This window comes from Insolitispirillum peregrinum (assembly GCF_900156605.1).
Lineage (GTDB): Bacteria > Pseudomonadota > Alphaproteobacteria > Rhodospirillales > Rhodospirillaceae > Insolitispirillum > Insolitispirillum peregrinum.
In genome coordinates this window covers 485687-506101 of the sequence record NZ_FTOA01000001.1, presented here as the reverse complement: position 1 = coordinate 506101, position 20415 = coordinate 485687, and the positions used below count along the sequence as shown (strand labels likewise).

18 protein-coding genes are annotated in these 20415 nt (G+C 59.4%); 3 read left to right on the top strand and 15 right to left on the bottom strand.

From position 1 onward, the window contains the following. Window positions 1-56 precede the first annotated feature (56 nt). Entirely contained in the window at window positions 57-2138 is a 2082-nt protein-coding gene (locus BW995_RS20215) for a PAS domain S-box protein (RefSeq protein WP_175616956.1), read from the top strand. Between the two features lie 326 nt (window positions 2139-2464). Further along, window positions 2465-2995, top strand: a complete 531-nt coding sequence (locus tag BW995_RS02110) for a GNAT family N-acetyltransferase (protein WP_076398450.1) — start codon at window positions 2465-2467, stop codon at window positions 2993-2995. Here BW995_RS02110 and BW995_RS02105 read toward each other — a convergent pair. After that, a complete protein-coding gene (locus tag BW995_RS02105; protein WP_245821210.1) occupies window positions 2919-4253 on the bottom strand; it encodes an MFS transporter in 1335 nt (444 codons plus the stop codon). The genes BW995_RS02110 and BW995_RS02105 overlap by 77 nt on opposite strands. A 66-nt stretch (window positions 4254-4319) precedes the next feature. Between BW995_RS02105 and BW995_RS02100 the strand changes: the two genes are divergently transcribed. After that, window positions 4320-4769: a helix-turn-helix domain-containing protein gene (locus BW995_RS02100; protein ID WP_076398448.1), complete on the top strand. Its 450-nt coding sequence runs from the start codon at window positions 4320-4322 to the stop codon at window positions 4767-4769. 34 nt (window positions 4770-4803) lie between these two features. On the opposite strand, the gene BW995_RS02095 is transcribed toward BW995_RS02100, so the two are convergent. The 14 genes from BW995_RS02095 to BW995_RS02030 form a co-directional block, all read right to left on the bottom strand. Continuing rightward, window positions 4804-6756: an adenylate/guanylate cyclase domain-containing protein gene (locus tag BW995_RS02095; protein WP_084194505.1), complete on the bottom strand. Its 1953-nt coding sequence runs from the start codon at window positions 6754-6756 to the stop codon at window positions 4804-4806. 204 nt (window positions 6757-6960) lie between these two features. After that, on the bottom strand, window positions 6961-7251 hold the full coding sequence (locus BW995_RS02090) for a ferredoxin family protein (protein WP_076398445.1): 291 nt from the start codon (window positions 7249-7251) through the stop codon (window positions 6961-6963). A gap of 136 nt (window positions 7252-7387) precedes the next feature. After that, on the bottom strand, window positions 7388-8689 hold the full coding sequence (locus BW995_RS02085) for an FAD-dependent monooxygenase (RefSeq protein WP_076398444.1): 1302 nt from the start codon (window positions 8687-8689) through the stop codon (window positions 7388-7390). Window positions 8690-8711: 22 nt separating this feature from the next. Beyond that, a complete protein-coding gene (locus BW995_RS02080; protein ID WP_076398442.1) occupies window positions 8712-9803 on the bottom strand; it encodes an electron transfer flavoprotein subunit alpha/FixB family protein in 1092 nt (363 codons plus the stop codon). A 46-nt stretch (window positions 9804-9849) separates the two neighbouring features. After that, a complete protein-coding gene (locus tag BW995_RS02075; protein WP_076398441.1) occupies window positions 9850-10695 on the bottom strand; it encodes an electron transfer flavoprotein subunit beta/FixA family protein in 846 nt (281 codons plus the stop codon). A gap of 282 nt (window positions 10696-10977) precedes the next feature. After that, a complete protein-coding gene (gene nifW, locus BW995_RS02070; protein ID WP_076398439.1) occupies window positions 10978-11304 on the bottom strand; it encodes a nitrogenase-stabilizing/protective protein NifW in 327 nt (108 codons plus the stop codon). A gap of 143 nt (window positions 11305-11447) precedes the next feature. After that, complete coding sequence (gene nifV / locus BW995_RS02065; protein ID WP_076398437.1) at window positions 11448-12662, bottom strand: homocitrate synthase; 1215 nt, start codon at window positions 12660-12662, stop codon at window positions 11448-11450. Window positions 12663-12744: 82 nt separating this feature from the next. Next, on the bottom strand, window positions 12745-13959 hold the full coding sequence (nifS, locus tag BW995_RS02060; RefSeq protein ID WP_076398436.1) for a cysteine desulfurase NifS: 1215 nt from the start codon (window positions 13957-13959) through the stop codon (window positions 12745-12747). Between the two features lie 39 nt (window positions 13960-13998). Beyond that, window positions 13999-14961, bottom strand: a complete 963-nt coding sequence (gene nifU, locus BW995_RS02055) for a Fe-S cluster assembly protein NifU (RefSeq protein WP_076398434.1) — start codon at window positions 14959-14961, stop codon at window positions 13999-14001. A 64-nt stretch (window positions 14962-15025) separates the two neighbouring features. Next, entirely contained in the window at window positions 15026-15346 is a 321-nt protein-coding gene (locus BW995_RS02050; RefSeq protein ID WP_139332717.1) for a HesB/IscA family protein, read from the bottom strand. Between the two features lie 402 nt (window positions 15347-15748). Further along, window positions 15749-16210, bottom strand: coding sequence for a hypothetical protein (locus BW995_RS02045; protein WP_076398433.1), 462 nt, complete (start codon window positions 16208-16210; stop codon window positions 15749-15751). 90 nt (window positions 16211-16300) lie between these two features. Continuing rightward, entirely contained in the window at window positions 16301-16804 is a 504-nt protein-coding gene (locus BW995_RS02040) for a hypothetical protein (RefSeq protein WP_076398431.1), read from the bottom strand. After that, entirely contained in the window at window positions 16804-18822 is a 2019-nt protein-coding gene (locus BW995_RS02035) for a protein kinase domain-containing protein (RefSeq protein WP_076398429.1), read from the bottom strand. The genes BW995_RS02040 and BW995_RS02035 overlap by 1 nt, the downstream gene beginning before the upstream one ends. Window positions 18823-19125: 303 nt before the next feature. After that, window positions 19126-20415: an adenylosuccinate synthase gene (locus BW995_RS02030; protein ID WP_076398428.1), complete on the bottom strand. Its 1290-nt coding sequence runs from the start codon at window positions 20413-20415 to the stop codon at window positions 19126-19128.

Below are 20415 nucleotides of genomic sequence, written 5' to 3'. Positions count from 1 at the left end.
GGTTCATTCTGGTCAAATCCCCCCAGAATGAACTGCGTGCGTTACAGTGGGAAAACATGCTGCTCGCCCTGTGCGTGATTGCCGTCATCCTGATCCTTGCCGCGCTGCTCTACACCAATTACCGCAGCACCCGCCGCCGCCAGGGGCTGGAGGTTGCCCTCGATGATCAGCGGGAACAAGCCGAGCTGCTGCGCAAGCTGATTGCCTCGGAGCGCGAATTGCGCCATTCACAAGAGCAGCTCGCACACAGTGAACTCCGCTTTCGGGCCGTCATGGACAACTCGCCGGTTCCAGTCGCCCTGCTTGACCGCAACGGCATGGTTGCGTACATCAATCTGGCGTTTGAACAGACCTTTGGCTATCAGCACAGCGACGTGCCGACCCTGACCGCCTGGCGCAGCAACGCCTACCCGGATGCCTCCTACGGCCAGAGCGTGGAGGAAGAATGGACACGACGCCTGCGATTGCTGGAACAGGAAAATGCCCCGTTCCAGCCACTGGAAGTGCATGTTCGCTGCAAGGATGGCACGGTCAAAACAGTGCTGGCCGAAGCCGCGTATCTGGCCGGTCTGGAAAACCTCTATGTCAGCACGTTCTACGACATCACCAACCGCAAACAGATCGAGGCCGAGCTGAGTGCCCTGTCAGCTGAATACGCTCAGGTGATCCGCAGTCTGCCGGTCGGTATTTTCCGCTATCGCATCTGCACTGACGGCAGGGAACGCTTTGATTACGTCAGCGACCTTTGGTGCGAGCAACTCGGCGTCACCCGCCAAAGCGTGATGGCGGACCCGGCCTCGGCATTGCGCGCCTTTTCGAGCGAGGATGTCACCAGCTTCTGGACCTTCCGCCGTCAGAAAGAGCATTTTCACTGGCAGGGTCAAATGGTTGCCCCCCCGACTCATCGCTGGCTGGAAGTCGAAGCAACCCCGCAGATCCTCGAAAACGGGGACACGGTGTGGAGTGGCATCCAGTCCGACATATCGCTGCGCCGACAGATCGAAGAGGCATTGACCTTTGAACGGCAAAGCCTGCTGAACATCCTGTGGGCGACCGATGTCGGGACATGGGAATGGGATATGCACACCGGAGCCCTGCGCATCAACGAACGCTGGGCCACCATTGCGGGCTATACCCGTGCCGAACTGGGCGAGATTTCCATTGAAACGTGGAACAGGCTGGTTCACCCAGAGGACGGAAGCCGGTCCGAAAAGCTTCTGAAACAGCATTTCCTTGGGGAAACCAACTATTACGAATGCGAAGTCCGCCTGCGGCACAAAAGCGGGCGATGGATCTGGATCCTGGACCGTGGCAAGGTGATCACCCGCGACAAGCAAGGGGTTCCCCTGACCATGGCCGGAACGCATCTGGACATCACCAGCCGCAAACAGGCCGAAGCAATCCTGACCCAGCAACGCGAAGAACTGAGCCGGTCGAACAACGAACTGGAACAGTTTGCCTATGCTGTCTCGCATGATCTGCGCCAGCCTTTGCGCATGGTACACAGCTATATTCAACTGCTGGAAAGACGCTTGCAGGACATCCTGAACGACGATACACGCGGCATGATGGGCTACGCCCGGGAAGGCGCCATCCGTATGGAAACCATGCTGGTTTCCCTGCTGGAATACTCGCGGGTTGGTCGCAGTGGGGAGCCGATGGCCATTATGGACAGCACCGATGCCCTGAACGAAGCGCTGCGGTTCCTGCAGCCTGCCATTGGCGAAGCCAACGCCCGGATTACAATTTCAGGTGACTGGCCAACCGTTCAGGCCAGCCGGGACGAACTGACCCGCCTGTTCCAGAACCTTGTCGGCAACGCCCTGAAATATCGCCTTGAGGATCGGGTTCCCGAGGTTACCCTGTCGGTTCAGCCGGAAGAAGATCACTGGCTGTTCCGCGTTCAGGATAACGGCATCGGTATCGCCCCGGAACAAACATCCCGACTATTCAAGGTATTCCAGCGCCTGCAATCCAAAGACAAATACGAAGGCAGCGGTGTGGGGTTGGCGATTTGCAAAAAGATCGTTGACCACCACAATGGCCAGATTGGCGTTGAGTCGCATGGAGAAGGAGAAGGATGCACCTTTTTCTTTACCCTGCCGATGGTTGACTCTGCCACAGCCAGCCATCTCTAGAGAGTATTGTACGAAAAGTGGGGAACGGTTTTCGCAACAACAATGTGGCCCAGCGTGCCTGCGTCAGATTTAACGTACGCTGGTCTAACACGACAGTTGAATAACAAGGACGTGGAGCGCTGCTCCACACCTCGCCGGGGCCTTGAGGCCCCGGGCCCCATTGAATTGATATTGAAAGAAAAAATGGGGGTTTGGGGCCTCAGGCCCCAAGTGGTTTCAGGCGGCAGCCTGCACTTTACTTACCAACTGTCGTGTACTGTGGCGCCACATTTAACGCACAATGCTCCAGACCCGCTGCGGCACACGCCCACTTCAGGAAAGTCACCATGAGCAATCAGACCATTGTGGCCTGCACCTTTGACCGCCACGCCAGCCAAATTCTGGATATCTTTAACGACGCCATTCTCACCTCGACCGCCCTCTACGACTATCAACCACGAACCATGGACACCATGCGGAGCTGGTTCGCCGCCAAGACCGCCGGGCATTTTCCCGTCATTGGCATTGAGAATGACGACGGTGCGCTGATTGGCTTTGGCAGTTATGGTGCATTCCGGGCATTTCCGGCCTACAAATACACCGTCGAACACTCGGTCTATGTCCACAAAGACCACCGGGGCCACGGAGTGGGGCGTATTTTGATGCGCGAAATCATCGGTGCCGCCCATTCACAGGGCTTTCATGCGGTGGTCGGTGCCATTGACGCTGCCAATAGCGGCAGCGTCGCCTTGCACCAAAGCCTCGGCTTTCAGCACGTTGGCACCATGCCTCAGGTCGGCTTCAAGTTTGGTCGCTGGCTGGATCTGGCGTTTTATCAACTGTTGCTCGAGGGCCCACAACATCCTGTCGATGGCTGACCACAGCATTGCGCCGATCTGTGCCGAAAGAAGGACCAAAGGCAATCCCGATTGCGGCTATCATCATGGCGCCAGCCAAAAGAAACGTCAGCCGCATTCCGGCAGCGACATCCGGAGCCGTTGCAGCAGTAAGCGGCCCGCTTCCAACGCCAAAGGTAAAAACAGCGCCCATCAACGATGCTCCCGCTATCAGGCCGACATTGCGCGACAGGGTGAGCAGGCCGGAAACAGTACCGCGCTGATCTTTCGGCACATCGGCCAACGCGGCCGTATTGTTGGCCGCCTGAAAAAGCTGATAGCCCGGCGTCAGCACGCTGATGGACAACAGATAGCCGATGGCCCCCATCATATTCGGCACAAAAGCCAGCAACAACGCCCCCACCATCAGCAGGATCAACCCGAGGGCCAACACGGGATCACGTCCCCAGACATCAACCAGCCGACCGGCAGGAATCCCGCTGACAATGGAAATAACGGGGCCAACCGCCATGATCAGCCCGGTTTGCCTCGCCTCCAGCCCAAGGGCAAGGACGAGATAGAACGGGCCGACCACCAGCGTCGTCATCATGACGGCAGCCACCAGAATGTTGATGGCAAGATTGCGCACAAGGCCCCCATCCACCATGAACCACCGGAGGGTGGATCGCGCCTTTTCCTTTGTTTCCCGTCCGACAAACCCACCCGGCAGGGTGATGAGGGCAAGGATCAGGGCAAGCATTGCCAACGGAACCTGCACCCAAAAGATGCCCGGCCATCCCGTCACCGGAATCAGCAAGCCACCCAGCGAAGGACCAAGCGCCGTTCCCAATGCCGAGACGGTACCCAGCAGCCCCATTGCCCGACCAACGCGCGTTTCGCTCGCTGTCTGGCGCATTAATGCCATGGCAAGGGTCATGAGAAAGGCCGCTCCGACGCCTTGCAAGGCCCGGGCAGCACTCAGGAACCATAAATTCTGCGCAACCGCGCACAGAATGGACGCGGTTGCAAAAACGATCAGCCCCCCGACCAGCGTGCGTTTCAGCCCATAGGTGTCACCAAGGCGCCCGGCGATGACCGTCGAGACGGTCAAGGCCGCAAGATAGGAAATCACGACACTCTGCACCTGCGCGAACGGTGCCGAAAATGCCTCGATCAGCGTCGGCAATGCGATATTGGCGATACTGGTACCGAGCGAGGCCAGCAGCATCGCCAAGGCCAAAGCCACCATGATCCCCGTTTGCGCTCCCATCGCCCGCTGTTGTTCAGCCTGCTCCATCATTTTGTCCTCTTGCCTGAAGTATGGTTCTGAAGCAGGCTGCCACTTCAAGCCAAGTTGAGGTCAAGCATGAAATTTCTGGATATCGGAGAGGTCGCGGCACAAAGCGGACTCAAGCCCTCGGCGCTGCGCTATTATGAGGAGGCCGGGCTGATTACCTCGGTCTCACGGCATGGCTTGCGCCGACAGTTCCCGCCCGAGGTCCTGTTGCAGCTCAAATTGATTTCGATGGGGAAATCGGCCGGATTTTCGCTGGACGAAATCGCCGGAATGTTCGGTCGGAACGGCATGCCGAACCTGCCGCGCGACATTCTTCACCAGAAGGCCGATGAAATCGACCAGCACATCCACGAGCTGACCGCATTGCGCGACACTCTCCGCCATGTTGCAGACTGTCGCGCACCGACGCACATGGAATGCCCGACATTCCGGCGGCTGGTGGAGGTGGCGGGCAAACGAAGCAAAAAACGTGGACAGGCAGGGAAAGCAAAGGCGAAAGGCAACCTTCCATCATCCTGACCAACCCACCACAGGCTGATATACTGCGTCCTCGTCAGACGGCCGCCCCCATCGACACAGAGGCCACCACCGATCGCGCGGAAACCAGCTCATAGACACGGACCTCGGCAGCGCGCCCTTTGGGTGCAACGGCAGCAACGAAACGGGTCTCGAACTCATCCCCCAGCTCGGCCACAACCGCTTCGCTGACCAGAATGGTCGTGCCATAGGTCTTGTTCAGCCCCTCCAGGCGAGCCGAAACGTTCACCGCATCTCCCAGCGCCGTGTATTCGATATGGTCATTATCGCCGATGTGACCAACAACCACATCCCCGCAATGCACTCCAAAGCGGGTCCGGAACGGTGGTTCTCCGGCAGCAATCAGGTCGTGGTTGAACCGCTCAACAATGTCGCGGGCCTGCAAGGCAGCCCGACAGGCTGCTGCGGCATGGTTATCACACAGCTCGGGCGCATTCCACATCGCCATCACCGCATCGCCGATGTACTTGTTGATGGTCCCGCCATTATCGTGGATCACATGTGAAATATGGCTGAAATAGCGGGATAGCCTCTCGATCAGTTCCTCTGGCCGGATTTCTTCGGAAATGGTGGTAAATCCCTCGATGTCAGTGAACAGGAAGGTCGCCATCCGGCGTTCTCCTCCCAGTACCGGCTCTTCCCCCGACTGGACAATCTTGCGTACCAGTGATTTTGGAACATAACGCCCAAACGTATTCAAGGCGGCCTTTGAGGTTGCCAGTGCCTCGGCCAGCTTGCCGATCTCCCGAATTCTGGAGGAAACGCGCGCCGGTGCCGAATTGTCCATCAGTGGCAAACGTTCGGCCTCGGCCGCCAGAGCGGTCAGGGACTGACTGACACTGCGCGCCACATACGCCACCAGGGGGATCGACACCAGAACGATCAACAAGGAAAAGAACAGCGTCACCCGCGTAATTTTATCGACATTGGCAGTGATTTCGCTGATCGGCGCCGAGATGGTCAGCACCATCCCGTTGCCAATTTCTGACGGCAGCGGCAGCGAAGACCCGATATAATTTTCCCCATCCACGCTGAAGGCATAGCTGGGAGACTTGATCCACCCATTCTCCCGGTTCAGATCATAGACAGACTTCATCAGATGATCATCATTATCTGCAATAATGATCGCCGTACTTTGTCCATAGGGCGTCTGAATATTACTAAAGGTAAAGTCCTTGAGCTGAGGATGGACCAACAGGTTGCCGCTGCGGTTAAAGATTGCGGCAACAGAGGAGCGGGAAATCTTTTGCTGCCCCAGGAACTGCGACAGTTGATCAAGGGTAATATCGACACCGATCACCGCCCCACCACCTTCGACCAGACGGGATACGGTCAACCCCACTTGCCCGGTGGTGGCGAACACATAAGGCGCAGACCATGCCAAACCATCAACATCCAAAGCAGCCTTGTACCATGGCCGTCCCCGTGGATCATAAGAGGCCTCTTCCGTCGGCCCATCCGCGACAAAACGTTCATCGGCATTAAAGAACGTCCAGCGGGAAATGCGTTTGCCATTTTCATCGGTAAGGATTGTCCTCACCGCCAGCGAAGCCTCGGCTGGTGCCTGCAGGCGCTCGCGCCACGCCGGTGCATCGGCAAGGTCAACCAAATGCAAAAAGCTGCCATCCGCATAGCCAATAAACATTCCATCGACATCATTCAGACTGTGAATGGCCTCCAGAAGCATTGGCAACATCACATGCCCATCCACTCCCGGCGGCATGCTGAGTGCCCGCATGGCGGATGCTGTCCTTACGAATGTCTGTATTTCGCGAAAAAGGCCCTGGGTTCTCTCAGAGATACTTTCAATGGCCGTTCCCATGTGGCGCTCCGCCACCGTGATGGCTGCATCGCGCCCCATATAGACATTAATTGTTACCAGCGCGCCACAAATAATAAAGAGAATTGACAAAAATATTGTCAACAAGTGAATACGAAATGTTTGTCCCTTAAAAAAACCGGCGCCCATAACAGCAGCCTCTTCTATAGAGTATGATAGGGCATCCTAGCATTCGCCATAATTCACAACAATTAAAATATACAAATGAAACTGTTCCCTACATCTTAAGACATACAACACGCAAAGAAGCGTGGCGGCCGCTCCCCCAAGACCAACCGCCACGCCACACTCTAAAAGTTCACCCATCACCGACGCACGACAGAGCGCCGGAGATCAGCCGAACTTGTAGAGAATTCCGTACCCTCCACGGGGATAGAACCAGTCGATATTGCTGTTTTCCTGACAGATCACACGACAGGTTCCACATTCCAGACAACCATCAAACGTCGCCGTCACCCCGCCGTCTTCCGCCGCATAACACGCCGCCGGGCACGCGGTGGTGCAGGCCTTGTCGGTGCAGCTCTGGCACTTGGCGGCATCCTTGATGGCGATGTGCGGGCGTCCTTCATCGACGCGGTAACGGTTCTGATAGAGCTTGTCTTCAACTTTGATCTGGACGGTCATGGCCGAGCCTCCGATAAGAACAGCGAGTTTGCGTTAGAGCATTTTCCGTTCTCCCTGGATCACTCCAAATGCTCTAACGCATTGTATTTTCAGCAAATACGTCGTCGCAGATGGAGCCATCTGCTCGGGATTTGCTTTAGCGCCAGGCTCGGGCAAGCTTGACAGCATCGCCAAGCAGGCCCCTCCAGCCGCGCGCCTTGACAAAGCCACGAACCATCTGGCCTTCCTTGGTCTTCTTGTCGATCCCGTCCACGCGGAACCAGGTTTCGGCTGCCTTGGACAGCAGGTTCGGATAATCGCTGAAGAACTGGGTGTTCTTGTGCAGGAACTCCGGCAGGTCCTTGTATTTCTTCAGGTCCTTGATCACGAAGCTTTCTTCCAGCGAGCGCCGGTAGGCCGCCAGATTGGCGTCGGTCATCGGCTTGCCCGCCTCCTTCAGCGCCATCACCGTTTCCGCCGCCAGACGGCCAGTGGTCATCGCCATGTTGGAGCCTTCGCGGTGCAGGGCGTTGACGAACTGCCCGGCATCGCCGCAGATCATCCAGCCGTCGCCATAGACCTTGGGAATGGCCTTATAACCGCCTTCCGGGATCAGGTGAGCAGCATATTCCTTGACTTCCGAGCCCTTCAGCAGCGGCGCAATCGACGGATGGTTCTTGAACCGCTCCAGCAGGGCATAGGGGGTCTCACCGGTTTTCTTGAAATCCGACACCAGACAGCCAATCCCGACCGCCAGGCTTTCCCCGTTGGTGTAGATGAAAGCGGTCCCGACCATGCCACTGGTCACGGTGCCGGCGATTTCGATCACCACACCTTCTTCACCCTTGACGTTAAAACGTTCGTCAATCACGTCACGCGGCAGGAAATGCATTTCCTTCACCGCCAGCGCCACATGCTCGGGCTTCAGCTCGGCGCGGAACCCGGCGCGCTGGGCCAGCAGCGAGTTCACGCCGTCGCACAGAACCACCACGTCGGCGAAAATGTCACCGTTTTCACGGTCGGTACGCACCCCGATCACCTTGCCCGCCGCGTCTTTCAGCAGATCGGTCACCGTGGTTTCACAGATCACCAGCGCCCCGGCTTCCTTGACCTTTTTCGAGAACCACTTGTCGATCTGGGCGCGGATGATGGTGTAGCGGTTCGGGCGTTCTTCGTTGAACTTGTCCGAACGATAGTGGGTGCCCATGTACGACTGATCATCCAGCATCCACAGACGCTGTTCGATGATGTGGCGTTCCAGCGGCGCATCTTCGCGGAAGTCGGGGATGATTTTTTCCAGCGCGTCGGCGTACAGGATGGCGCCCTGCACGTTCTTTGAACCGGGATACTCCCCCCGTTCGATCTGCAAAACCTTCAGGCCGGCCTTGGCCATGGTATAGGCGGCGGCGTTCCCCGAAGGACCGGCACCAACCACGATCGCATCAAATTTCTCGGTCATTGTGGTGATCTCCGTACTGGGGTTAACCGGCCATCCGGTTGACCGACAGGCGCTTGCGGAACGCTTCGGTCAGGGCGGGCAGAATGGTCATCGCATCGCCAATGATGGCGAGATGGGCGAAGTCCATGATCGGGGCGTTGGGATCAGTGTTGATTGCCAGGATCAGGTCGGCACCTTCCACCCCCACGCGATGCTGGATGGCCCCGGAAATCCCGGCGGCAATGTACAGCTTCGGACGGATGGTCTTGCCGGTCTGGCCAATCTGGCGGTCCGAGTCGATCCAGCCCTTTTGCACCAGCGGACGCGAGCCGCCGTATTCGGCCCCCAGCACTTCCGCCAGATCCTTGACCAGCTTGAAGTTTTCCGGCTTGCCCAGCCCCATGCCACCGGCAACCACCACATCGGCATAGGCCAACTGCGCCTTGTTGGTGGTGTTGTCGGCGATGAAGTCGAGGATCTTGGTGATCACATCGTCTTCTTTCATGTTCAGCGGCACTTCGATCAGCCCGCCACTCACCTCGCCGTCTTTCGCTTCGGGCATCGCCATCACGCGCGGGCGGATGGTGGCCATCTGCGGGCGGAAGTTCAGCGTGTGAATGGTACACAGCAGCGAGCCGCCAAAGGTCGGGCGGGTTGCCGCCAGCGAGCCTTCATCGTCAATCGCCAGCTCGGTGCAGTCGGCAGTCAGGCCGGTCGCCAGCGTGGTCGCCACCGAGCCCGCCAGATCGCGGCCCAGGGTGGTGGCCCCCAGCAACAGGATTTCCGGCTGATAGGTGTTGACCAGATCGGTCATCGCCTTGGTGAACGGCTCGTTGCGGTAATCGGTCAGCAACGGGTCTTCCATCAGATAGACCGTATCGGCGCCATAGCGATAAGAGCCCTCGACCGCCGCGCGGGTGGTCGCGGCAGGCGGACCCATCACCACCCCGGCCAGTTGCACGCCCAGCTTGTCGGCCAGCTTGCGGCCTTCCCCCAGCAGTTCCCACGACACCGGGTGGACTTCCCCGCGTTCCAGTTCGACAAACACCCAAACGTGCTTGTAGTTGATGAACTTTTCGGGAAGCTGCTTCTTCATTCCGGCGCGGCTGCTTGCGGGCTTGTTGTCTGCGCTCATGTTCGGAACCCCTCTTCAAAGACCTGTTGCTGATTGCGCCGCGCGATCAGTACCCGGCAGACTGCTTCAGAAGATCGCTTTCCAGCTTGGGCTGGCTGGCGAAGATCGCTTCGATGGCCGCAGCAGCCAGCGCCTCGGCCCCTTCGCCGTCCACCGGCCTGGCCTTCTGGGCGCGCGCCTTGGGGGCAAAGACCTTCTTCACCACCGTCGGCGAGCCGCGCAGGCCGCAACGGGTCATGTCTTCGATGCCCGCCGCCGCCGCCGACCACACGCGCACATCAGCCCGTGCCGCCCGGAACATGTCATCCATGGTGCCGTAACGGATCTGGTTGGTGCCTTCCAGCATGGTAATCATGCACGGCAGCGAGGTCTTCAGGACCTGCACGCCCCCCTCGGAGCGGCGATGAACGACGATTTCGCGCTTCGCCGGATCGACCGATTCCACTTTCTGGACATAGGTCAACTGCTGCATGCCCAACCGGCAGCAAATCCCCGGACCCACCTGTGCAGTATCGCCATCAATGGTCTGCTTGCCCGCAAACACCATGTCCACCGGCTCGGTTTCCATGATCTTTTGAATGGCGGTCGCCAGCGCGAACGAGGTCGCCAGGGTATCAGACCCGGCAAAGAACCGGTCCGTCAGCAGAACGGCATCATCCGCACCAATCCCCAACGCCTTGCGCAGGGAGTCTTCGGCCATCGGCGGCCCCATGGTCAGGACCGTCACCTTGCCACCGAACGCATCGCGCAGACGCAACGCTTCTTCCAGTGAAAACAGGTCATAGGGGTTGATGATGGTCGGCACGCCCTGACGCATGATGGTGTTGGTCACCGGGTGAACGCGGATCTGCGCGCTGTCAGGTACCTGTTTGATGCAAACGACGATGTGCATTCCCCACTCCTTCAGCCAGCGGCTTGAAATTCTGAAGGGAGCAATGCAAACAGCGTTCCAGTTTCAGGATAAATTTATAAATCATTATTTATCAACGATATAATCCATCATTCTAGAGAAGATCAAGCGTTCATCACCCCGGACCAAACACGACAGAAATGTCGTATTAGCGACAGCTTTCCCTTCAAACGGAACAAAGCCCGACCCGCAGCGACAATAAAAAACGGGGAGCATGATCCTGCCCCCCGTTCGCGCGTCACCCTCAAAGAGAAGACCGACGCATCATTCAGCCTTTTGCAACGGCTCGATGGCATCCAGTCCGATGAAGGCCTGCCCCTTGACCTGCTGAAACACCTTGAACACCCGCTCGGTCACCGCATCGGATGACACAAAGTCAGCATGGGCCTGCGCCAGCTTGTCCTGATACAGCGCCTTCAGGGCCGCATCACTCAGACCGCTCAGGGTTTCCCGTCCCAGATAGTCGTGCAGCCGCTTGAGGATATGCAGGCGGTTGACCCGCACCACATGCTCGTCATAGGGCACATCCAGCGCCTTGAAGAAGTCCTCGGCCGAGGACAGGGAGGCCATCTGTTGCAGAAATTCGCTCATCGTCAGCAGTCTCCTGAAGGGGGGAAGAGAAGGTTAGACCAGCGTGCGTTAAACCGGACGCCGGCACGCTGGTCTAACATTTTGTTCTGTCGCATTGTTGCTGCGAAAACCGGTTCCCACTTTTCGCACAATGCTCTAACAAGTCAGCTATGCCAGACCAACGGGCCGCCCGACGGTGGCAGCGAGGAGTCCATCATGCCCAGCGCCGCATCGCGGATCAGGCGGGTTTCCTCGAAAAAGCGGCACAGGTCGGCAGGGGTCGGTGCCTGCTTGGTGGCCTCGGCATGGGCGCGCACGCGGGCCAGAATGGCGCGGGCCTGTGGTTTTCCCACCACCAGCCCCAAACCTTCCAAAGCGTGATCAATGGCGGCCAGCCCGGAATGCTTGCCCAACACCAGTTGGTGTTCCCGCCCCAGCACATGCGGATCAAGGGCCTGATAATTCGCCGGATCGGCCAGCAGTCCATGGACATGGATGCCGGATTCATGGGTAAACACCCCGGCCCCGACAATCGACTTGTTGACCGGGATCGGACGGCCAGAGGCCTGAGCCACCAGTTCGGACACCATCGGCAGCGCCTTGGGCGCAATGCCGGTGCTGCGGCCATAGACCTGTTGCAGGGCCACCACCACTTCTTCCAGCGGCGCATTCCCGGCCCGTTCCCCCAGCCCGTTGACGGTGGTCGAAACGTGGGTTGCCCCCCCCAGAACTGCCGCCAGGGAATTGGCCGTTGCCAACCCAAGATCATCGTGGCTGTGAATTTCCAGTTCCAGACTGCTGCCCGCCCGCAAGGCGGTGAACGCTGCATGGGTCTGGAACGGGTCGAGTATCCCCAGAGTATCGGCAAAGCGGAAACGGCGGGCGCCCGCCTGTTCCGCCACGGCGATCACCTGCTTCAGAAAATCGAGGTCCGCCCGCGAGCTGTCTTCACCGCCCAGCGCCACCGCCAGCCCCAGACCAGCGGCATGGCGGACCATGCGGTCCACCTGCTCCAGCACCCAGGGGCGGGTCTGCTTCAGCTTGCCGCTGATCTGCTGATCGGACACCGGCACCGACACGTTGACCGCAGGCACACCGCACGCGGCGGCAAGGTCAATGTCATCGCGGCGCAAACGGCACCAGGCAATCGGCGTGGCCCGCAAGCCGAGATCGACCACCGCCCGAATCCCGTCGCGTTCCTCATCGCCCATCGCCGGAATGCCGACTTCCAGTTCGGGCACACCAGCGTCATCCAGCGCCTTGGCAATCGCCAGCTTTTCCTGACGTGTGAACGCCACCCCGGCGGTTTGCTCACCGTCGCGCAGGGTGGTGTCGTTAATCATCACCAGAGAGTGTGGTTGGGACTTTTTCCGGGGCATCGCTGACCCCTCCCCTGTGTCTGAACGCGGCCCCCCCGGGAGCCAGCCGCCGCCGTTGGCAACGACCAGCCCCCGGGCAGGATCAGGCGTAATCCGGCTGAAAGGCATCCGCGCGCGGCTTGTCACCATCCCAGTACGGCGACAGCGCCCGCAGGCGGCTGATGATCGCCGGGACGTGGGAAATCACGTAGTCGATTTCGTCTTCGGTGGTTTCCCGTGACAGCGAGAAACGGGTGGCGCTGTGTGCGGCAGTGAAGGGAATTTGCATCGCCCGCAGCACATGGCTGGGTTCCAGCGAGCCCGAGGTACAGGCCGAGCCCGACGAGGCGGCAATCCCCATCCGGTTCAGGAACAGCAGGATGGCTTCGCCTTCGATATACTCAAAGGCAATGTTGGTGGTGTTCGGCAGACGGTTGCGCACGTCGCCAGTGACAAAGGCATGCGACACCTGACTGATGATCCCCTGCTCCAGCTTGTCGCGCAGGCGGGCCACTTCGGTATTTTCATGCTCCATGTAGGTCAGAGCCAACTCGCAGGCCTTGCCCAGCCCGATGATGCCGGTGGTGTTCTCGGTCCCGGCCCGCCGCTCGCGTTCCTGATGACCGCCACGGATCAGCGGACGGAAGCGCGTGCCGCGCTTCAGGTACAGCGCACCGATCCCCTTGGGGGCGTGCAACTTGTGCCCGGACAGCGACAGCATGTCGATATCGCTGTTTTTCAGGTCCAGCGCCACCTTGCCCACCGCCTGCACCGCATCGGTGTGGAACAGGATGCCATAGGGCTTGGCCATTTCTGCCAGTCCCTCGACCGGGAACAGGGTACCGGTTTCGTTGTTGGCATACATGATCGAGGCAATTGCCACCCGATCCGACAGCGCCGCCTTGTAGGCCGCCACATCCAGCCGTCCCTGCTTGTCAACCGGGATGATGTGGATGGTGTAGTCCTTGTGCTTTTTCAGGTAATCACACAACGACAGGATCGCCGGGTGTTCCACTGCCGTGGTGATGATTTCCCGCCGTTCCGGGGCCAGGTCCAGCGCCGACAGGATGGCGGCATTGTCGCTTTCCGTCCCGCCCGAGGTGAACACGATCTCGCTGTCGTGCTCGGCCCCCAGCAAGGCAGCCACCTGCGCCCGCGCCTCGCGCACCTTGGCACCGACCTGCGAGCCAAAGGAGTGGATCGACGACGGATTGCCGAACTGCTCGCTGAAGAACGGCAGCATCTCTTCCACCACCCGCGGATCACAGCGGGTGGTGGCGTTGTTGTCCAGATAGATCGACTTGATATCAGTGGTCATGACCGCAGTCCTTTTCATGCTCTGGCCCGGAGACGGACATCAGGCGTCCATCAGGCGACGGGCATCGGCGGGGATCACCCGCACCGGACGACCCAGCTTTTCCATCAGGGCACCCTGCACCCCTTGCAGGGTGATCGAGCTCATCTGGCAGCCCGAGCAGGCTCCCTTCAGATGCACAAAGACCGAATCTCCGTCCACATCCACCAGCTCCACATCGCCGCCGTCGGCCTGCAGGTGCGGGCGCAGCTCTTCGATCGCCTGCTGGATGATCATGATCTTTTGCAGGTTGGTCATGCCCGGCTTGACCGGCTGAGCCTTTTTGGCTTCAGCGGCCAGCGGCGAAATCTGGATCAGCGGAGCCGCCTTGGCGACCGGCTTGGCCCCGCCCAGCGTAAAGGCTTCGGCCGAGGTCAGCATGCCTTCGGTGACCATTTCGGCGTTCACTTCGGCCAGCTTTTCTTCCAGCTTTTCGTGACAGGTCTTGCAGGCCCCACCGGCCTTGGTATAGGCGGTCAGCTGTTCCAGCGAGGTCAGCTTGTTACCGCGCACCGCCCGTTCCACCATGCCTTCGTCAATCCCGAAGCACTTGCACAGCAGCGCGCCTTCTTCGTGATCGTCTTCGGCCAGTTCTTCGCCGGTATAGTTGGCAATCGCCGCCAGCAGGGCTTCATGGCCCATCACCGAGCAGTGCATCTTTTCCGGCGGCAGGCCACCGAGGAAATCAGCGATATCCTGATTGGTGATCTTTTTGGCCTCGTCGATGGTCTTGCCGATCACCAGCTCGGTCAGGGCCGAGGAGGACGCAATGGCCGAACCGCAGCCAAAGGTCTGGAACTTGGCGTCGGTGATCACCATCGTTTCGGGGTCAACCTTGATCATCAACCGCAGCGCATCGCCGCAGGAAATCGAGCCGACTTCGCCGACGCCATCGGGGTTGTCAATCACCCCGGCATTCTTCGGATCAAAGAAATAGTCCTTAACCTTATCGGTGTAGTTCCACATCGCGGGGGAGACCTTTCGTTCCAGAAATCGTGTCGTCTTTTTTTATGACAGCAGCAGGGTCAGCTCAGGCGGCGAAGGATTTCCCGCACGAGCACTTGCCCTCGGCATTGGGGTTTTCGAACTGAAAGCCCGACCCCTGAATGCTTTCGACGTAATCCAGCACCGTGCCCTGGATCAGCGAGGCACTGGGGCCATCGACGAACACCTGCACATCGCCGAAATTCAGAACGGTGTCGCCCTCTTCCGGGCCATACACCAGCCCCATCCGGTACTGATAGCCAGCGCAACCGCCCGCTGAGACCATAATCCGCAAGCCGGACGCTTCGCCCTTGACCTTGCGGATGGCGGCTTTGGCGGCTTCGGTTACTTCAATCACGTTTGCCATGGGGAAGACCCTCCTTGACAGGAATGTTCTGCCATCCCGCAAAGCAAGGAGTGTGCCAATCCATTAGTTCATTGTTTTGACTATATTTCTTATATTGTGCGACAGCGACATTCCCGACAAACACGACGTCTTTGTCGGATAGGGGACAAAACCAGTACTATTTTTATGGCTATTATTTCAGTTGGGTCTGCCGCAGCCCCACAACCTATCCAGTCCATTGGAAGAAAACAAAAAAGCCTCCCGTTATCAGCGGGAGGCCCTCTGCAGGCTGATCAGTCCTTCCCTCAGCCTCCAACGGAGCCTCAGGATAAAATCTTTTTATTTCAGTAGGTTAAAATCATACAAACAAAACCGACACTGCACTGTCGGAAACAGGACAAAACCGGTCCTGTTTCCAGAGTGTCACCGTTTCCGCTCACCCGCACTACACAGCGGCGCACCGGCGGCGTCCATCATCATGCGCAGGAACGGATTGTTCTGCCCGCTCCACAGGCCCATACCAGCCTGCATCCACGATTGCATCACCTGTTCCCCCATTTGCTGCCACAGGGCAAAGGGGTTCATCATGGATGCCATCGGCGCAGACTGCCCCGGACATGCCCCAGTCAGAATCCCCGGCAACGCCCCCGGAGCCATCTGCGCCCACAGCAATGCCGGATTTCCCAGCGCAGGCAAAATGTCCCGCGCCACCGCATCAAAGCCAGGATAGGCCCGCATGGTGATGGTCACCATTTCAGCGCCCCGTTCGGGATCATCCCGGCGGATGATTTCCAGATCGAGGTTTGGCAAATGGCCGGTAATGCGTGTGACGTCTTCGGATACGGCTTGCGGAGAAGGCTGGTTCGACGTGCTGGTCTTCATCATTCCCTCACACCAGAGCGGTTGCGGTCGCAGACAACATCAGGACTGTCTCATGGTCCATCCCGGAAAGAAACCCTCGGGATGCCATCAGCCTCACCGCGGCTTGCCCGGCGGCGGCGGAGCATCAAAATCATCCTCGGCGGACTTTGTAACCTCGGTGCCCCACTCTTCGATCAATTCTTTCTGCCGACTGCGCAACGCCGCCAGACGACGGCTGGAGGTCAGGGTGAGAACGGTCGTCACCACCGCAGGGGTAGCGGCAAAGATCATCCAGCCCGCCGCAGCCGAGCCAAAAATGGTCATCAGGGCAAAAACATCGGACAGGATGTTCAGAACCTCGGGCACCGAATGGTCGCCGGTCCACAGGTTCAGCAGATAGGGTACCGCTCCGGCGAAATTCAGACCGCCGACGGTCATCCCGCCGTATCGCTTGACGCTGCGGTCCACCACCAGAGCCACAAAGGTCGGCAGCAGCGCAATCCCCAGAAAGACCACTGTCGGCAGAAACAGAAACAGCAGCGGCACACCCAAAGCCAACAGGCCGATGTTCCGTTTGATGCTGCCGGGGGGGGCTGCCTTGCTTTTTGCTGCCGCCATCACATGATCCTCATAAACAGCACAATACAGACAGTGACAATCGCAACAAAGACCGACAGCACCGCCGCCGCCTGCTGCCCGATCATCTCGGCCTGCTCATCCCGCACCAGCTTTCCGGCCTCCAGCGCGCGGCACTGCTGGTCAGCAGCGGCGTACTCGGCCTTCGCCCAGGCAAAACCGTCATTATCCCGCTGCCGCTCTTCCTGATTGTCCAGCAGGTTGTAAAGCTCGGGCAGGCTCCCCTTGCGCACCAGCTTGGGGACTTCCTTTTCCAGCTCCTTGCGCCGCATCCGGCCATGATAGCCCGCAATGATCGGAGCCAACTGTGCGCCAATCCAGCCCGCCAGCCCGTGCAACGCCGGAGGCCCAAGGCGCCATTGCAGCACCGCCAGCAAGCTGACCATCCCCAAAATCTGCCGGTCGGACGAATTTTCATTCAGCGCCCGGAACTGGACCTTGGTATCGCGTTCCCACTTACAGCCGATATAGGCGGCAATATGACGATCCACCGGCTTTGTTTTCGGATCAATCTTTAAGGAAACCCGGTCCAGCGCAGGCAGAAGCTCGCGGATTTCCGAGACGTATTCCTTTTCAATCAGCGGGCTTTGGCAGTGCAGGTGCTCGTTCAGTTCGTACACGCACCGCTCCATGCCCCACCCGATCATCTGGGTCTGCAGATTGGCAGTCAAATCCTTGAACTGGTTTTCAAAATGCCCCAGCTCGGGCGAATAGATCCCTTGGGCATCAATCCAGTTTTTGGCCAGATCGCGCGCCAGCACCTCGGCGTACAGGCGGATCTGCTTTTTTTGCATCATCACCGCAGCCAGTGCGGCCCCGAAACCATCCAGCGTGACCCGAAGTTCGCGATAGCGCAGCGGCGCCGCCGGATCGAGCAGGATCAGCACCCGCGCCACCGTATAATCACCACCAGACTTGGCCTCACTGCCACTCTGGCTCAGTCGCACCGCCACCGAGATGGCATCGGCCGTTTCATTGTCTTCCATCCCGCGCCGCAGCCAGACCTCGACCCGGCCATCGAGAATGGGCGATAATGCCGCATCCCACGACGACGCCATCGCATGGGCCAACTCGCGACAGGTAAAATAATCAACGCCTTCAAACTTGAACGGGCGCTGCGCCCGCTTGGGCGGTTTGGGCTGCAACGGCGACAGACGGCGACCATTCATCCACAGATCGACGTTTTCCAGATCCCAGCGTTCTTTGTAATCGTCACACAAAACGCCGCGCATCACCTCGATCAGGTTCAGCGGTACCCGGTTGTCAGAAGCAAACGAGGCATAGGTCGACTGGGCCAGCTTGGCCCGGATCACGTCATTGTCTTCCCAGCCATGGGCCGGGTCCCGCCCGGTCAGCAGGCCGAGGAAACAAATCCCCAGACTGTACAGGTCATCCTTGGAATAACCCTGTCCCCGCCCTTCGGGGTTGGCCATGGCGAAGTACAGCGGCTCGTAAACCACATGGTTATTGTAGCCCGGTGGAGCGGTAACGCAGTCCCCCAGAACCAGCCGTTCCTTGGTCTGATCATGCCAGAACAGATTATCGAGGCGAACCGCCCGGTGGACCACACCACGCTGGGACATTTCCTGCAGGGCCTGGATGATCGGCTTCATCACCCGTTTGATGAATTGGGCCTCGGGGATGGCATCAAACCGTTGCCCCGGCCTGGGCAGCACCCGGCCACCGCTCGGCCGTTCATAAACCACCGCCATCTGGCGGCGCTGGCCCGGCAACCAGTCAACGATGCCATATTCAACCAGCGTCAACAGGCCGGGAACCTGCACCCCTTTCAGGGAGCGCATCGCCCCGACACGCAGCGGCATGTCCGCACGGCACAGCAAGGCATAGAGGGAGCGACCAGACCCGCGCCGGTCTTCGCAATGATAAGCCTCGGCCTGCGGCATATCGAGGTCAGGCAGCCGCTGGGTCGGGTCGATCTCATAGCGTTCTTTCAGAAGCGCGGCACCGGCAGTGCCCGATCCTTGCTGATCACTCGCCATGATGCGTTCTCACCCTCCCCATAAACCTTACAAACCGGTCGCCATCAGCACCGGGATTGCAGGCCGTCGCACCCATCCAAAAGGCATAATGCCCCCGACAGACAGGCTCTGACAACCTTATCCATACAGCATCATCCTTTTCCTGCGGCGGCTTCATGATACTGCACGGCAGCGCAGTCTACAGGGCAAGCAGTTAGCACGCTGTTAACGAAACGAAAAAGACGAGGGCGGAGATTCCTCTCCGCCCTCGTCTTTTTTTTCATATGCACCGCTACGAAGACGACGCCCCGTTGGCGGAACCCGTTAATCCGTAAACGGGTCGCGCATCAGAATGGTATCTTCGCGCTCGGGGCTGGTGGACAGCAGGGCCACCGGCGCTTCGATCAGTTCTTCAATGCGGCGGACATACTTGACCGCCGTCGCCGGCAGATCGGCAAAGCTGCGAGCGCCTTCGGTGCTCTGGCTCCAGCCTTCGAGGGTTTCATAGATCGGCTCGACCTGCGCCTGCGCCGTCATGCCAGCCGGGAAGTAGTCCAGCACTTCGCCGTTCAGACGATAGCCGACGCACACCTTCAGCTCGTCAAAGCCATCCAGCACGTCCAGCTTGGTCAAGGCAATGCCGTTGATGCCGCTGACCTTCACCGCCTGACGAACCAGCACCGCATCGAACCAGCCACACCGACGCTTGCGACCAGTGATGGTGCCGAACTCGTGGCCGCGCTCGCCCAGACGGTTGCCCACCTCGTCGAACAGTTCGGTCGGGAACGGACCTTCCCCAACGCGGGTGGTGTAAGCCTTGGTGATCCCCAGCACATAGCCGATACCGCCCGGCCCCATGCCCGACCCGACCGCCGCGTTACCGCTCAGCGTGTTCGAGGAGGTCACATAGGGGTAAGTCCCATGATCGACATCCAGCAGGGTGCCCTGCGCGCCTTCAAACAGGATGCGCTTGCCAGCCTTGCGGTATTCGTCCAGCACACGCCACACCGGCCGCGAGAACGGCAGGATCTTCGGGGCCAGTTCGGTGAGCTGCGCACGCAGCTCATCGGCGTCAACCGGTTCGGCACCCAGACCCTTCAGCAGGGCATTGTGGTGGGCCAGCAGGCGGTCGATCTTGATGTCCAGCGCGGCATCGTCGGCCAGATCGCAGACGCGGATGGCACGGCGGGCCACCTTGTCTTCGTAGGCCGGACCGATACCACGGCCAGTGGTCCCGATCTTGCCCTTGCCGGCAGCGGCTTCCCGCGCCTGATCCAGACGGCTGTGCAGCGGCAGGATCAGCGCAGCGTTTTCGGCCAGCATCAGCACGTCCGGGGTGACTTTCACACCCTTTTCGGCAATGGCATCGATTTCCCGCAGCAGCGCCCACGGATCGACCACCACCCCGTTGCCGATGATCGAGGGAGTGCCACGCACCACGCCCGACGGCAACAGGCTCAGCTTGTAGCTGACGCCATCAATCACCAGGGTATGGCCCGCATTGTGCCCCCCCTGAAAACGCACCACCACATCAGCCCGCGCGGCGAGCCAATCGACGACCTTGCCCTTGCCTTCGTCGCCCCATTGGGAACCGACGACAACCACGTTGGTCAT

What these genes read in the sequence shown, in the direction of transcription:
- BW995_RS20215 (WP_175616956.1), top strand. Translation starts at nt 57, where the DNA reads ATGCTGCTCGCCCTGTGCGTGATTGCCGTCATCCTGATCCTTGCCGCG.
- BW995_RS02110 (WP_076398450.1), top strand. Translation starts at nt 2,465, where the DNA reads ATGAGCAATCAGACCATTGTGGCCTGCACCTTTGACCGCCACGCCAGC.
- BW995_RS02105 (WP_245821210.1), bottom strand. Translation starts at nt 4,253, where the DNA reads ATGATGGAGCAGGCTGAACAACAGCGGGCGATGGGAGCGCAAACGGGG.
- BW995_RS02100 (WP_076398448.1), top strand. Translation starts at nt 4,320, where the DNA reads ATGAAATTTCTGGATATCGGAGAGGTCGCGGCACAAAGCGGACTCAAG.
- BW995_RS02095 (WP_084194505.1), bottom strand. Translation starts at nt 6,756, where the DNA reads ATGGGCGCCGGTTTTTTTAAGGGACAAACATTTCGTATTCACTTGTTG.
- BW995_RS02090 (WP_076398445.1), bottom strand. Translation starts at nt 7,251, where the DNA reads ATGACCGTCCAGATCAAAGTTGAAGACAAGCTCTATCAGAACCGTTAC.
- BW995_RS02085 (WP_076398444.1), bottom strand. Translation starts at nt 8,689, where the DNA reads ATGACCGAGAAATTTGATGCGATCGTGGTTGGTGCCGGTCCTTCGGGG.
- BW995_RS02080 (WP_076398442.1), bottom strand. Translation starts at nt 9,803, where the DNA reads ATGAGCGCAGACAACAAGCCCGCAAGCAGCCGCGCCGGAATGAAGAAG.
- BW995_RS02075 (WP_076398441.1), bottom strand. Translation starts at nt 10,695, where the DNA reads ATGCACATCGTCGTTTGCATCAAACAGGTACCTGACAGCGCGCAGATC.
- nifW (WP_076398439.1), bottom strand. Translation starts at nt 11,304, where the DNA reads ATGAGCGAATTTCTGCAACAGATGGCCTCCCTGTCCTCGGCCGAGGAC.
- nifV (WP_076398437.1), bottom strand. Translation starts at nt 12,662, where the DNA reads ATGCCCCGGAAAAAGTCCCAACCACACTCTCTGGTGATGATTAACGAC.
- nifS (WP_076398436.1), bottom strand. Translation starts at nt 13,959, where the DNA reads ATGACCACTGATATCAAGTCGATCTATCTGGACAACAACGCCACCACC.
- nifU (WP_076398434.1), bottom strand. Translation starts at nt 14,961, where the DNA reads ATGTGGAACTACACCGATAAGGTTAAGGACTATTTCTTTGATCCGAAG.
- BW995_RS02050 (WP_139332717.1), bottom strand. Translation starts at nt 15,346, where the DNA reads ATGGCAAACGTGATTGAAGTAACCGAAGCCGCCAAAGCCGCCATCCGC.
- BW995_RS02045 (WP_076398433.1), bottom strand. Translation starts at nt 16,210, where the DNA reads ATGATGAAGACCAGCACGTCGAACCAGCCTTCTCCGCAAGCCGTATCC.
- BW995_RS02040 (WP_076398431.1), bottom strand. Translation starts at nt 16,804, where the DNA reads ATGGCGGCAGCAAAAAGCAAGGCAGCCCCCCCCGGCAGCATCAAACGG.
- BW995_RS02035 (WP_076398429.1), bottom strand. Translation starts at nt 18,822, where the DNA reads ATGGCGAGTGATCAGCAAGGATCGGGCACTGCCGGTGCCGCGCTTCTG.
- BW995_RS02030 (WP_076398428.1), bottom strand. Translation starts at nt 20,415, where the DNA reads ATGACCAACGTGGTTGTCGTCGGTTCCCAATGGGGCGACGAAGGCAAG.